The organism is Moorena sp. SIO4G3 (assembly GCF_010692305.1).
Classification (GTDB): Bacteria; Cyanobacteriota; Cyanobacteriia; order Cyanobacteriales; family Coleofasciculaceae; genus Moorena; species Moorena producens_A.
Map to the genome: position 1 here is coordinate 22,416 of NZ_JAAHIG010000052.1, position 15,022 is coordinate 37,437.

General features: G+C 42.9%; 10 protein-coding genes. 6 read left to right on the forward strand and 4 right to left on the reverse strand.

Annotation, left to right across the window (positions count from 1 at the left end; genetic code table 11):
* Positions 1-192 precede the first annotated feature (192 nt).
* Positions 193-2,463: a zinc metalloprotease HtpX gene (locus tag F6J99_RS12615; protein ID WP_293113210.1), complete on the reverse strand. Its 2,271-nt coding sequence runs from the start codon at positions 2,461-2,463 to the stop codon at positions 193-195.
* Between the two features lie 721 nt (positions 2,464-3,184).
* Here F6J99_RS12615 and F6J99_RS12620 point away from each other — a divergent pair.
* From F6J99_RS12620 to F6J99_RS12640, 5 genes are all read left to right on the forward strand, one after another.
* Positions 3,185-4,291, forward strand: coding sequence for a hypothetical protein (locus F6J99_RS12620; RefSeq protein WP_293113211.1), 1,107 nt, complete (start codon positions 3,185-3,187; stop codon positions 4,289-4,291).
* Between the two features lie 197 nt (positions 4,292-4,488).
* Positions 4,489-4,773 carry a hypothetical protein gene (locus tag F6J99_RS12625; RefSeq protein WP_070395658.1) on the forward strand — a complete coding sequence of 95 codons (285 nt, stop codon included), beginning with the start codon at positions 4,489-4,491 and terminating at the stop codon, positions 4,771-4,773.
* 191 nt (positions 4,774-4,964) lie between these two features.
* On the forward strand, positions 4,965-7,169 hold the full coding sequence (locus tag F6J99_RS12630) for an ABC transporter substrate-binding protein (RefSeq protein ID WP_293113212.1): 2,205 nt from the start codon (positions 4,965-4,967) through the stop codon (positions 7,167-7,169).
* Positions 7,170-7,571: 402 nt separating this feature from the next.
* Positions 7,572-7,790 (forward strand): hypothetical protein, encoded by a 219-nt coding sequence (locus F6J99_RS12635; RefSeq protein WP_293113213.1) that lies wholly within the window; start codon positions 7,572-7,574, stop codon positions 7,788-7,790.
* Between the two features lie 222 nt (positions 7,791-8,012).
* Entirely contained in the window at positions 8,013-9,212 is a 1,200-nt protein-coding gene (locus tag F6J99_RS12640) for an acyltransferase family protein (RefSeq protein ID WP_293113214.1), read from the forward strand.
* Positions 9,213-9,458: 246 nt separating this feature from the next.
* Here F6J99_RS12640 and F6J99_RS12645 read toward each other — a convergent pair whose 3' ends face one another.
* The 3 genes from F6J99_RS12645 to cofG form a co-directional block, all read right to left on the reverse strand.
* Positions 9,459-10,022, reverse strand: coding sequence for a hypothetical protein (locus F6J99_RS12645; RefSeq protein WP_293113215.1), 564 nt, complete (start codon positions 10,020-10,022; stop codon positions 9,459-9,461).
* 440 nt (positions 10,023-10,462) lie between these two features.
* A complete protein-coding gene (locus F6J99_RS12650) occupies positions 10,463-13,192 on the reverse strand; it encodes a pentapeptide repeat-containing protein (RefSeq protein ID WP_293113216.1) in 2,730 nt (909 codons plus the stop codon).
* Between the two features lie 138 nt (positions 13,193-13,330).
* Positions 13,331-14,317, reverse strand: a complete 987-nt coding sequence (gene cofG / locus F6J99_RS12655; protein WP_293113217.1) for a 7,8-didemethyl-8-hydroxy-5-deazariboflavin synthase subunit CofG — start codon at positions 14,315-14,317, stop codon at positions 13,331-13,333.
* Between the two features lie 528 nt (positions 14,318-14,845).
* On the opposite strand from cofG, the gene F6J99_RS12660 reads away from it, so the two are divergent.
* A complete protein-coding gene (locus F6J99_RS12660; protein WP_293113218.1) occupies positions 14,846-15,001 on the forward strand; it encodes a hypothetical protein in 156 nt (51 codons plus the stop codon).
* Positions 15,002-15,022 lie beyond the last annotated feature (21 nt).

A 15,022-nucleotide genomic window follows, 5' to 3' on the forward strand; every position in this document is an offset into this window, starting at 1 on the left:
GGCGAGCCCCCCTAACGCACCCTACGGAACTATATCAACCCCATCCGATGGTGGGCAGTGTCTAGCAACTATGATCCCAGTGATTGATCCGGTCTCATGCACTGCCCACCCTACATCAACTTCCCGATTCCCGATTCCCGATTCCCGATTCCCGATTCCCGATTCCCGATTCCCGATTCCCTCGTAATAATTTCATGCTCCCACTTGGGAAATCAGATAAGCGCCGGATAGGGCTGCTACTGTGGCGAGGATGGTAATCCAAATGGGATAGTAGCTGCGAATTACTTTATCGTCTTCGATACTGATGGTTTCAATATCAATCCAGGGATTAACACCCCGGCGAAACCAACCGGTGACAATCACGGTCTGGTTAACTAAATTACTAACACGGGTGGGTTGAGGTAGGATATTACCTAGTGGTCCGAGATAGGAACAGTAATTTAGTCTGACTAAACCTGTTGAGGTTTGTAATATTAAATCTTGTCCGAGCCAATTGCGTAATCCCGAACGTCCTAATAATTTTCCGCTTAAGAGAACAGGACGACTATCGGGAGGTAGGGTAGCGTTAGTGGCGAAATAATCTCCTAAGTCGGGGTCAGTACCAATATTAGTAGGTTTAAGGTCGGGAAAGTAATTATTAATCCAGAGAAAGACACTGATACTAAAGGCAATTAAGATACAAGCATCGATAAAGGAATTGGCATTATGTAGCCAAATTAGCTGCCAAATGTCGAGCAGGTCAGATAGTTTACCAATTATCCAAAGTATCCCTCTTAGGGCTGCCCCCATTATTACTCCAAAAATTAGGGTACTTTGTAGCAGGGGTAAGGCTTTGTAACTGTTGCTGAGTTTAGAGAAAAATTCAGCTCGATTGCGACTGGCAGGAATTAAAGCGGGTAACTCTAGTTCGGCATGAAGCTTGAGAAAGTGGGCGTAGCGCTTAGGTAAATGTAAGCGTTCTCCCAGTAGGGGATGGGCAGAGTTGATGATTAACCAGTAGCGGTAGGGATTAGTACAGTCCCATTTTAAGATGTCTTCAAAGGGGGTGGTGGGGGAAAAACTGCCGATAACCATGGCTTGCTGATAACCGACGGGGAGTAAGACATCAAAGCTTTCTAATAGCCCACTGGTTTGGCCGGAAATTTGGATGTCTTCGCTTATCCCTAGGGCAATTTTTAGTAAGGCGCGGGTCAAGCCATTGGGATTACCAGTGATTGAGATGGCGATGCGATCGCTATAGTAAACCCTAGCTCTAGATAACCATAACAGCGGTAAGCTCAATACCCAGTAAATGCTGTAACTGAGGGAAGCAAGGGTACCGGTAATTCCTAAAAGGATTGCGCTTAACCATCCCCTAGCACCAGGTAATTTAACCAGGAGTAATTCCTTTAGTTTCTCTGCCCACTGAGGGATTTGCCAATAGATGGTGTAAGGGATTTGAATAATTAGTACCCCTAGGGACATCAACATGAAATCCCGATTGATAATATGTCCTAGCTGACCGGCGTAGATGTTGGCAATTTCATCATCTTTGAGCTGGTCTAATAATCCCTGACTAACTACAATGCGAGCAGTGCGAGGTAAGTTACCATAGGTCAGGGCTACGGTGGCGTCTGTGGGTAAGATTTTTAAGGTCGGTAAGGGCAGACGTCGTTTGCGGCAAACCTTTTGGATGACTTTAGCGGATTCTGGATGGCGGGAAGCTAGTTGAGTTAGGGATAGGGGTTCAAGACCATGAAACTGTTTTAGCAATCCATCCATTAACCACGGCGATAGGATAAATAGGATTGCTAAGGTAATTCCTAGGGCTAGAGTTGGGTCACGGTATAACAATTGGAAGGGTTGGAACCACGGTAACTCTACCAAGATGGAATTGATGGTTTCCATGGCGAATTCTACTAGAACCCGCAGTAGCCAAAAAAATGCGATCGCAACCGTGATTGCTACTAACCACAACCGTTCCATCTTGGGAGATTTCAGGGGATGCCAATGCTGGGCTCGTCCACAGTTGCGCCATCGAGGACGAGGAGTGTAGAGGGTGGGAATATCCGGGGGAGAGTAGGGAACTGGTAATAGGGAAGAGGATGAAGCAGTCTGGTTTGGTTTACGGCTCAGTTTCAGTGGGCTAGACGCCTTATCCTCTAGGGGAGTAAACCCTGTGGCATCAGCAGGGGACTTAGCAGCAATAGGATACTTGGTAATTAACTCAGTCTCAGTTTTAGCTGCCCATTCCTGTATCTGGGGGTCAGGGTGTTCCCTCAGGTGTTGGCAAAGTGCGATCGCTTTTTCCGGTTGACCATGCTTAGGATATGCCTGCACTAGGGATTGAGAGGCTTCCGTCACAATGGAGTCATCCAACTCCATCTCACAGACACCTTCTAAGTGTGCGATCGCATCCTGGTAATTGCCCTGTTTGAGAGCTTCTAGACCAGCTGCCAGAGTTGGATTAGGAATAGATGCCATGAGGTTTCTAGTGTTTGTCCCTATCTTCCTCTAAGATACCCTCGGGCTACGGATTTGATCTCGCCTCAGTTCGATGTAATGAATTCACAGGTGTTGAGCAGTAGGCACGATCCAGAATTCAGTAATAATATAGAGTTTATAAATAGGTCATAAAAACTTAGGCTCATTTAGCCTACATCAAAAAATCCTCGAATCTCTTTCCTAGTCTTAGCTGGTCCTTGATCGGAAGTTTCCTTGATCCATCATCTTTTGTTTACATCTCATTTAAAACCCTAATAGCCCCATTGATTAGGGTGTACCCTAAGAATTGGTGCTGCTGAAATTAAGGATTAATGATTGAAAGCATCAGCCTCTACATCAGCCTCTAGATCCACCCCGGTGCTGCCCCAATTCTGGGGAACTTTGAGAGTTTTTTTCCAAAAAAACGTGGGGTTCTATAAGAGCTTAATTATACCATCATTAAGCAACGCTTGAGAATGAGCTGTTGCTGTAACCAAAGGTTTATTCAGGGTGAAAAACTCATTTGAAAGTTGTTAGGTTGGGACAACAACGTTATTCATTAGTAAATTAAGGGGTAGATAAGTTACCTTAATTGAGCCAATTCAGTGTGATCTACTCATTTGAAAGTTGTGATGAAGCGAATGCATAACGTTACATTCCTAATCCAAGGGCTAGATAAGTTACCCCGATTGATACCATTTAATTTTAAGGACATCATGTCATGACTTCAGAAAATCCAATTCCGCCACAGTTAGGTGATATGCCAAACCCAGAAATTCAGTCCACGGATAAAAATCCGTCTACTGAAGCACTAGTGCAAGAAGGTGTTAACCGCATCGTCACCGAGATTGTTGATTCAGCGCTAGCACGGATTAGCGACCAGCAAGAGCGGCAACTAGTGCGCGATGGTATTGCTGATCTCCTCGGTAACACACTCCAGGAATTGGTTGAGGAAAAACTGAATCAGCAGCAATCTCAGATATCCATGGTTGGAGGCATGGCTATCGGTGATGCTGTTAATACCGGTATTAATGCCGCCAAGCAAGTACAAGACCTAGGCTTTGTGGAGTTTACTGCTGGCTTAATTAACGGCACTTTCGATGCTATTATCGCTGGGACGATCAGACAGATCGAAGCCTATGCTGAGCTGGTTGCTAACCTAGCTAAAACCCTCAAGCAGTTCGAGGCTGAGAATGTCTCTGATGCGGAGATTAACGCACACCTTAATGAAAACTACCCGGATGGAAATGGCGGCACTGTTGTACGGGCGAACTATATATTTCCAAACACACCTACAGACCAAAACACCGGCAATCCTGGCAAGGCTGGTGTTACTAAATTAAAGGAGGTAGCAAGAGCATTAGAAGCAGAAACGGTCAATCTGGAACAACCCCTTAAACTCACTATCACACCAGAGCAGAAGAATTCTTTCACAGTTGCTCAAGTCCAACTAATTCGTCGGAAACTCTCTGAGTCACTGGCACAAAGCTTGATTGATCATCTCCGGGAGATGGCACGGCAGGGTATGGCACGGATTGTGATCACCGATGGTGAAATCTTTTCTAAACTTACCTTTAACGTTACTGCTACCGAAACAGAAACTAGACGAAAAAGCGAGTACGACCGTTTACAAGCTGGCGCTTATCTCCGAGCCAGTGCTAGGTGGGGATGGGGTCGCGCTTCTGTTGGAGCGAACTTCAACAAACTAAAAGTCAAAGCAACCAATGAAAGTTCATTTGATAACGTCACCATGAGTACTGAAATCATTGGTCAGGTTAAAATTCGCTTCCGCACCGAGACCTTCCCAATAGTAGAATCGAACGGATAACTTGATCATCTAATCACTTAAGTATTGCAGCGGGATGATTGTTGTAATAGGGTAGCGCCCAGGGAATAGGAAAAGAGAGGGGAGTTTGGAGATATTTTTATTAAGGGTAATTCCCGATTCCCGATTCCCGATTCCCGATTCCCGATTCCCTGCTCCCTTATTAAGTAACGTCAATCATCCCCTGTGCATCATTACCTATGGCTGACATCACACTAGGCAACTTAATTGCCCTAATCCTTGAAGAAGTATCTGACACCCTCGACCAAAAAAGTTCTGACACTACAGCAGGAACGAATTTAGAGGTTACAGATGTTTATTTTGATATTCCAGCCCATTTATACCTACAAACCGATGGGCAATTTTTAAGTCAAAAGGAAACCACATCACGAGTAATGATTAGTTTACCTTCAACCCTAGAAACTCCCCCTGTCGGTAAACTAGGTCGCATCCGCATGACTATCGCTCCTGAAAAATCACTATAGCGTTTGTATCTAGGTTGTAAACACACGAATTGCCCAAAAAGGCAATAGGCAATAGGCAATAGGCAATAGGGGAAAGAGATTCGGAGTTTTATTGTCTAATAAAAAAAGACCATACAGGTTTAAATATCAAATACAAACGCGCTGATAATACTACCCCATCCGAAGTTCAACATTTTTGCTAGTAAACTACTATGACTAATGAGGAATCATTAACAGCCAGCAACGGCAATACACAAGGTAATATAGACAGCAATAAAGACGAAAACACGGAATGGCAGCTAGCGGATATGGTTGATGCGATCGCTGCTGAAATTGACCGTGCTGAAGATACCCTTTCTTTGAAATCTTATGCCCGTGGCAAGTCGATGGCGATTAAACAGCTTAAACTGGACATAGAAGTTAAGCTGCGCCGTACCTCTGACGGGAAAATCTTATTTCGGACTACAGACCCTGGGGAAAATAGCGCTACTGTTATCAAACTGGATTTTGCCCAAGTCCTAGAAAGCCAGTTACAAGGAGTGCGTAAGCAACTTGATCAACCCATCAGCACCAGGCCCCTGACTACCTTACCTGGTATTACCGAAGCTGAGATCAAACAATTAAATGGGATTGGGATTTACTCAGTTAATGACCTTGAAGGCTACACCCAAACAGCGGCAATGGTAGCTGAACTCAGCCGCAAAACTGGAATTGCTGATTCACGGATTCGGATATGGCGACAGCTACCGTTCTTGAGTGAGGTCAAACCAGCAAAAGGACTACCGGGAAGTCAGGTTGTGATTGAGGGAGGTAATTTTGGCGATCGCGACCCTAATGCCGCAGTTTTGTTCCAAGGTCAACCAGCACAGATTCTGGAGTGGAGCAAGTCCCGTTTAATAGTTACCATGCCCGAAGTAACTGGCTCTGGTGTCTTGTTTGTGGTTATCGATGGTCAAAGCACCAATCTGCTGTCTTGGGAAGCAATCACCGTTGATTTACGAGTGCGCAATATTATTATCATACCAGATCAACCATCAGCAGGAGAGCTGATTACCATTGAAGCTGATCTAATCAATCAAGGGAATAGTTCTTCTGATGCCTTCGAGGTACAGTGGACAGTGGATAACAAGCCCCAGTCAATCCAATCCCATGGTCCGTTGCAGCCCAATCAGCGATCGCAAGACAGTAGTATCCGTCGCCAGCTCAGACTCGAAGCTGGTTCCCACACCATCCGCTTCACTGCTGATCCCAACCACAAGCATTTAGACCTCAACCGAGCTAACAGCACCTTTACCAGAAAGATTGAGGTTAAAGGTCTAAACCAACTAACCATTGCTGATTTTCGTGATATCAATACCCTTGACCCATTAGTGAACATCAACTACCCTTCAGGGGATATAAACTACGGTCCAGGGGATGTGTTGAGCCTAGTCTTCCGTGGTTTGGGTCGTCTTGATCCAAAAACAGGGGCTTTTGTGCCGGATATTGCCACTCGTTGGTGGTGGAGTGAAAATAAGGACAAGAATACTCGAATAATTTCTTTCCAGCTGTCTGAAAATGTGAGTTTCCATGACGGAAAACAGCTTACTGTAGCTGATGTGGAGTTTACCTATCAGGTATATAAAAAACTTAACTCAAGCCCAAATACGCGGGTAATAAACATAATCAGAGATATCAATGTCGTTAATGATCGGATAATCAGCTTTGAAGTACTGTGGCCTTTTCTCAAAGAAGAGGAACGCAAAGACGATAATTCTGATCAAGTTGATATTGATAAAGATGATACCATTACGCCCATTGACCGGGATCAGATTCAGCCCCTAGAGAGGATTGATCAGATTGTTGAGCAACCAAGCTCCCGAGCCATTGAGTCTGATCAGATTGAGTCTATCGAAATCGTTGACCAACCACGCCCCCGCCCCATCGACATTGTTGAGTCTCCACTACCACCCTACATTGCTTCTCTGATGACTATCGGTATAGTACCGCGCCACGCTTACAATCAAAAAAGCTTTCAGCTGAAGCCCATTGGCAGTGGACCTTTCCAGGTTGAGACATTTGACTCAGCCAAAGAAATTGTACTGAATGCCTTTCCCAACTATGTAAAAGGTGCGCCACGATTGGATCGTATTGTTATTTCTATCCTAGGGCAGCTTGATGTAGTCACAGAAGTGGTAAGTACTCAAAAGTATAATGCTGCGGTGCTACCATATACTGAGAAACTCTATAGCCAGTTTAATAACAGAAAAGATTGGACTGTAATCCCAACTCCCCTCAACAAACCTGAGCTACTTCACCTACAATCTTCTAGTCTTCAGGAGCGATTACCCAACGATTTCGATACTAACTGGAATGCCCATCTTTGGTACTTCTCTAGGGGAATAAGTAGTCGGACAAAAGTTTTGGGTGCTGTATAAAGTTTTGTAAATATAGACAAAACCTTTTGGGGTAAAGGTTACAAGCATTTTAAAGTTTTCGAGACAGTACCGTTTATTTATGTCCGACTACTTAGCATTATAATGATTATGGTATTGTAGCGGTTTGGTATGGGTTTTTATAAGGGAATAGCAATACAGTTGCTCATAGGGATAGGTGGGCAAAGTTCTATTATCTAGAATACTCACCCATAACCAAAATATTTTTGCCCACCCTACAATGGGGCAGGGCTGTTTCATTTTCCCCGAATAAATTGTCAATTCAATCTGGTGAAAGGGAGCTGGGGTGCTGGGGAGAGGTTTTTTTTCAGGTTAAAAATACCTTTTTATTAATAAAAATTCTCCGACGGTGCGCTTACAGTCGGAGAATTAAATTCGCGCTTATTGTCGCACCGCTATCTCCCTATCTCCCTATCTCCCCACCTCCCCAGCAATCAAATTTTAGCCGGACGCAAGAAACAGCCCTGCCTCTTGGGAGGGGTTAGGGGTGGGTTCCTCTTACCTGCTCCCTGCTCTCTGCTCCCTGCTCCCTGCTCCCTGCTCCCTGCTCCCTGCTCCCTAAAAACCAGAAATTTGTACCTCACAAGTCGTAACAAGTCGTAGAATTGCTATACCTCTGTCTAAGGAATAAGCAAAGTAGATCATCAAAATAAAATTTTATAGACTATCCGGAAACGTTTTTTTTAAGCATTGTAGATAGTTTAAATAAGTAATTTTAAAATTATTTATGGAAAATATTGTTAATTTAAATTGACAATCTTTTGAGCTAGGCAGTATTAAAAGGGGTTTATAATCGAACTATCTGTTTTAAAAGCCGACAATATAATGTCTAGTCTTGAAATTTTGCCTAAAAGCTCTAGTGGAAATAAATTAGTGACCCCACCACCACGGCTTTTTTATTTGGATTGGCTAAGAGTCATAGTGATTTTAAATTTAATACCATTTCATGTGGCTTGGATGATGGTGGTTGTCCCAGGATTTTCAAATATTCCTGAGAATTCAGTCGCCAGTCAGTTGTTCAGTTTATATCTAGCATTAATTGCGCCACTGCATATGCCTTTACTTTTTGCTATATCGGGATATAGTGCAGCTATTGCTTTGCAAAAAAAGAGTACTGTCTCCTATCTACGAGAGCGCTTACAAAGACTAATACTGCCCCTAATAAGTTTTATTTTTTTGTTAAGTCCGATATTGACTTACTTTTTTCCTAGCGATCTCCAAGAGCGGAATTTAAAGCATTTTATATTTGAATTTATCCCTTATTTTATTCTCACTGCTTTTAATGGGTATAGCGGAGCGCCCAGATGGGCTCATCTTTGGTTTGTGGGGTATTTGTTTTTATTTACCTTAATTTCTTTGCCTTTGTTTTTATATTGGAAAAACTCTAACGCGCTTGTTACAGTAAGCAACGTTATCTCTTCTTATGTTGGTATGTTTATACCATCGTTATTATTCTCCACTACATTTATCCTAGGTTGTTTTTGGCCTTTCTTTTCCCTGAATATGTTTGGCGATTTAGCATACTTCAGCTACAATTTGTTAGCGTTTATAATCGGCTATATTATTTGTATGGATAAAAAAAATACAGATATTATAGATTGTAATTTGCGATTGTGGATAGGTATCTGGAGCATCAGTACACTAATTATAGTAGTAATGATAAGTGCCGATTTTCCTACAATATTTTATAGACCGACACCGACGTTAAGTGGCCAATATTGTGTTTATTCTCTCTTGGCAGGTTTAAATACTTGGTCTGGGCTCGCTGCCATATTAGGGTTAGCTAAAAAATATTTATGTTTTTCTAATCGATTTCTATCTTATATGAGTAGAAGCTCTTACATGTACTATATTTTGCACCTTGTAGTCCTAGTTACAGTTGGTTACTTTACACCTAGACCGCAAGGAGTATTCTCTGAGTTTTTAGTACTATCAATTTTGACCTTAGCTTTGACGGCGCTTTGTTACGAATTCATAGTCAAAAGGTTAGCTATAGTGCGCTTGCTTTTTGGGATCAAAGCCTGAAACTTATAGCGTTTTATCTTAGTGCATGTTATTAAAGCCAAGCTAGTGTAAAAAAAATACCAATTAAAGTAGGGTGGGCAAAGTTTTATTATCTAGAATACTCACCCATAACCAAAATGTTTTTGCCCACCCTACAACTTATAGCGAAAGGAGATGAACTAAACGCTCATCTCCACTGGTGATCAAGAATTAGTCTAATCGAGGCTTACTCTTTGAGACCTTCTTCGGTTCTGAATGCAAGTTACCCTATGGGATATAAATCATATTCCATTGTGCATAAGGTGCATTTGTGGGATCGGTAATATGAACCGTAACCGTGTCTGGGTAAGCAGAAGTAGGTGAGCAACCATTGCATCGTGATACATATTTGCCAGTGTCAGCCTTCAGAGCATACTTGCCATTGCTTAGCAACTCTGGAGTGAATTGTGCATATGGTGCGGAAGGATCAGTAACGTGAATAGTTAGAAAGTCTGGGTATGCACCTCCTGCAACACAGTTATTACAGCGCGCTACATACTTTCCTGTGTCTGACTTCAACGCAATCTTACCTCCGCCGACATCAACGACTTCAAACTGAGCGTAAGGCTTATCGTTAGTAGGCAAGTCAATATGGACTGTGACAGTATCAGCGTTAAAGTTGTTGCCATCATATACAGCTTCTTGACAGTTCCGACAGCGAGAAAACCATTTCCCTGTATCAGCTTGCAAAGCTACCTTGCAACCTGTGGGAGAAGCTTCTGCTACTGGAGCAGTTAACATCATTGTCAGCACGGCTACAAAGGCCAGTAGTAATCCAATCCACTTTTTCATTGTTTCTTTTCTCTGATGAGATTATGGTAGATTATGGACAAGTGCTACGGATTAAGGTTGCGCCAGAACTCATCTTCTCCAACAAAGACTCTAGTACGTGACCTCGTCGGTGGAAAATGAATTTAGGACACCCTAAGCTCTTGGTTTAACTTGCCCTATATATAATAAACTCTCATGAGTCAGAAATGTTTAATGTCTTCACAAAACTTTAAATTGATAGGCGATATTTCTGACCAATATGGCTCGCAGTCCCTGAAAGCCTGACCATGAAAGGCTTATAGAATCTAGGGCTGTCTGCAATACCTTTCATCTGCACCTGATTGCTCCTTTGGAAAGCAGAACAGTTGTAAAAGAGCAGAAGACCATTGAAACAATTCCCCAACAGGATCAAACAGCTTTTAGGAGATGCACCCGAATAGCAATGCAGTTGCTCATGGGGATTAGCTGTCTCCAATAGCGTTACGAAAATCTTGCCAAGTTCCTGGAATTTCTGCTGGGTTTTGGCAAATCACAGGTAACCAAGTAGCGCAAGGACATTCATCTTCTAGACCTTGCAGCTTTTCCCTGGCTTCACGGACTGAATAATAGAATGGCTTACCACTAGCAAAGGCAGCCAGGAAGTTTTTCAGAAATGCTTGCGCTACTTGATCTGGCACAGGCTCCCGCATCACAATCATTTGGGGGATGTGTAAATCAGCGAGATTCACTGCTAAACTTAATCCATCACAAGAGTTAAATATTGCTAGATTTAAGCCCTGAGCGATCGCTTTTTTCAGACCATGCTTTAATTGAGGAATGCTCAAACTATCGGTTTTATTAATAAAAATCTGTCCAATTTCATCCTGATAATGACTACAACTATGACCAGCAAAAAATAGAATATCCCAGGGTTGCGCCCAGAGTTGGTCATTGATCTCTTGTCGATTTGGTTCTACTAAAAAGGTGACTGCTGCATCAGGCAATTTTTCTAATAAAATCCGGTCTTTATGAATATCAATCCCAGTACTATCACCCAGAATTGCTAATACGTTTACCTTCGCCTTAGTAGACGTAGATTTTTCGATACGTTCATAAGCTGGAGTACTCAAAGCAAATTCCGATTTAGGATAGCGCTCGAAAAAATCCCAGAGATGCCAAGGTAAATGCCTCAGATTACTGTCTTCGGTTTGGATAATAACCCGAATTAAATCAGAAGTGCTTAGCTTTTCTAGGAGTTGTTCTCTAATCGAGCGAAACGACTCAGATTTTAACCAACGATTCAGGTCTTCTTTCAAGTTTTCCGCTGAATCATGACATGCTTCAAAAAACTCCTTTTTGCTGAAATTAGTAATTTTTGTTTCTATCACTTCTAGCCGTAGACCAGTTTTCATCCCTCTGCGGTAGAGTGATTGCCATTTGCCATAGGATTGGATAATTTCCGGAGCTGAGGGCAAAACTCCCGTGCATTCTACCGATGGTAAACTTCCCTCTGCTCCAATCTGAAGGGTAATCGGAAACCCTTGTGTGAGCTTACCTTGACCAACTTTTAGAATAACTAACTTGCTGTCTACAGATTTTGACGTTGCTTCTTTCTGAGTATCGTTCAGATTAACCGGTCGGCTAGCTAACAGTTGAGTCAATAATTCTTTGAAATAGGCTTGATCCTCCTGATAGCGAGTAATTTGATCATCTTTACTGTTTAGCTCAGCTCGATACTTTTCGTCTAAAGCTTTCAGAGCCAATTCATAATGTTGAATAAAATTACCATGGATTTCAGCTTTATTAGCATCAGCTGGTATATCTACTCTGACAATAACACAGCCATCTCCTTTATTTTCAATACTGCGGATAGCGAGCTCACTCCCTTCATTTTCGATTTGTATTTTTTGCCACGAAGAAGCGAACGCTTTCCAATCAATTCCATTGCGGAAGATTAAATCAACGGTATTTAAAACTTCTTGAAACAGTTTAGTAAATTCCCCGGTGGCAAACTCCCCACTACTAGGACGGCGTTCTCTCTGATGGTTGAGCAGATAAACATAGTCACAGATAGCACCATCTAGTTGAGTCGTGCTATCAATATTCCAAGCTTCTAAACAAGCTCCGGTTAGCTGTGAATACTTAAAATTAGTGGTTAAGGCTTGGGTTTTAGTCAGGTTAACTCGTTCTAACCAAGCCCCTTCAAAGGTGGCTTCACTGACATCTGCTTCGGTTAAGTCAGCATCACTGAGGTCTGCACCTGCTAGGTTTGCTCCTTTGAGATTACGTCCCTGATAGGATTGATTAGCACCTCGGTGAGTAACAACTAAATCCCGAACCTCTCGGTCAATTAAAATAGTATTGCTAACCTTAGCTAGGTCAAGGTTTGTGGCTAGATGAAAGTTAGTGCGAGTGAGGTTAGCATTTCTGAAATCTGTACTTTTGAGGCTAGCTTGGGTGAAATCAGCATCGGTTAAGTTAGCATGGCCAAAACTTGTGCCTAGTTTAGCCGGTAAAATAATAGCGATTAAGCGAATAAAGGCAAATTTTGAGTCTTCAGCCAAGGCTTGCTTAGCTACATAAGCCCCTAGGAATGTCACAGCCAAACCCCAGGAAAAATGAGCAGCTTCGACAATATTACCAGCTAAAGCTTCTTCTCCATGGATATCTATATTGGCGATGATAGCTCCAGCTACTACTAAAATTCCTGGTATAATTCCACCATGGGCGATAGCGATAGTTGTGCCAATTGCTACAGCGATAGCTAACATTAATGTCTCAACTCCAGCTACGGCTATAGCAACACGGGTGATGTTAGCTTCCAGGCTAATATCAGCTACAGCTATAACCACCAGCACTAATGCCAGAGCAAATCCCCGCCGGATAATAATGATGCTAAAGATGACTAACAGTGCTAATGCGATCGCACTCTGAAGAATAGGGGATTCTGATTCCAGAAATTTTAGGGAAATATGACCAGTTCGGCAGAAAATGTGACTTGATAATGTTGACAGAAGTAATGAAAATCCTAGTAAAAGAATGACCCAGTAATACCGTAGTCCACTCCTAGCATGGCTAAAGGTCGCTCCTTTCAAAATAGCATTGCTGAAGTCTACACCTCGAAGGTCAGTGTGGTTAAAGTTTGCTCTTGTAAGGTTTTGACCCTTAAAAGAGCGACCTCGGAGATTTTGGCCAGAGAAGTCTGAGAACATAGTTGCTACGTACTTGTTGACCACACTTACTGTTTGACATCAGGCTTATCAGTCAATCGTTTCACCTCTGACCAGACGAAATTATCGGAATCTTGGTTCCAGTGCTGTTCAACACGTTTACCAATTACCCATTACCAATTACCAATTATCAATCCGCCATCTCTCAACCACCCCTCGCAATCTCGGAGGTAACCAACTGTCATACTTAGGATAAACTGGCAAACGCGCTACTAACGTCCATCCAGCTGGTTCAATCACGTCTCGCAATCGATAACTATGGGGATGAGGATAATCCGGATTCACCTCATCCTTGGGACTAATTCCTCCTAAATCCCGTGCGCCAGCCTCCAAACAAGCTAATAGAGCAGAAGACCGTTGAGGCAATTGACCAACAGTATCAACTAAATTGGGAGGAATTTGGACAGTAATATCCAAGGGCAAAATCTGACGGGCCTTCCGAATCACCTTTAGCAGCTGATTAAGACCGAAAGACTGACTATGAAATATCTCTGTAGTGCCCTCACTGTAAGGTTGCAGGATAACTTCTTGGATATGACCATACTCACCATGAATTTGTGCGATCGCATTTAAACTTTCCCACCAATCCTGCTCAGTTTCACCAATGCCAAACAACAAACCGGTCGTAAAGGGAATCCCCAATTCTCCCGCCCATTGCAACTGTTGTAGTCGCACCTCTGGTATCTTACTCGGAGCATAGCAGTGAACAGTTTTGAGCAACTCCGGTGTCAATTGTTCCAACATCAACCCCATAGACACATTCACCTGCTTGAGTCGCGCCATCTCCTCCCAACTCAACGGTCCAACATTAGTATGGGGCAAAAATCCCAGAGACAAAGCCAGGTCACACAAATCATAAATTCGTTGAAACCAAGCCTTGCGCCGTGAAGACCTAGGATGAACCTCACCACTAAGAATCAGAATTTCACAAACACCCTGAGACTGAAGCAACGTTAACTGATTTTCCGCATCCTCCAGACTCAACCAAGGACTGCTACCCGGTTCAGCACGAAAATTGCAGTAGCTACAACGATTAAAGCATTCGTAAGTGGGTACCAAAGTGTAGGCAGGGCTGTAGGTAATGATTTGGGAATCAGAAACGTCCATATAGCATTTTTATTTGAGTTGTGAACATAGTCGCCCTTGGGAAAGGCAAGAGGCAACAGGCAACAGGCAACAGGCAAGAAATTAGCGATGCAGTCGCTCATGGAGTAAAACCTCTTTGGCCGACTGCATCGCTTCCGATTTTAAGTTTTTTGTGCTGGAGCAAAAGCTCATTTATAGTTGTTATTAGGTAAGCATTCAGCGGTCAGCTTTGTGGCACAGGCTTCCAGCCTGTGACTTCACTCAGATCAAAAAAATGGTTACCTGATGGTTACCTGTTTTATTCACAAACTGATAACTGATAGCGCGATTAGCGCTATAGCTGATAGCTGATAGCTGATAATAGCTGAATGCTTACGTTATTAGACTTCGCGGCAGTTGTCGGTAATATGAAGCGGATAAAGTAAAATTGGACAATAATTGACGCAAACACTATCATAATAATACTTTTTTAAGAGGTCTATTTTAATAAAATTTCCACACTTCCCACACTTCTCACACTTCCCAGACTTCGCTTCTTTTTTACAAATATTGAGATGCACCCTCTTGCCTCTTGCCTCTTGCCTCTTGCCTCTTGCCTCTTGCCTTCCCCTCCTGGGAGGGGTTAGGGGTGGGTTCCTCTTGCCTCTTGCCTACTCCCTACATAAGGGTTACTTCGTTCCTGATAACCATTCTTTGAACTTTTAGGGTGGCACTATTCACCGGGAG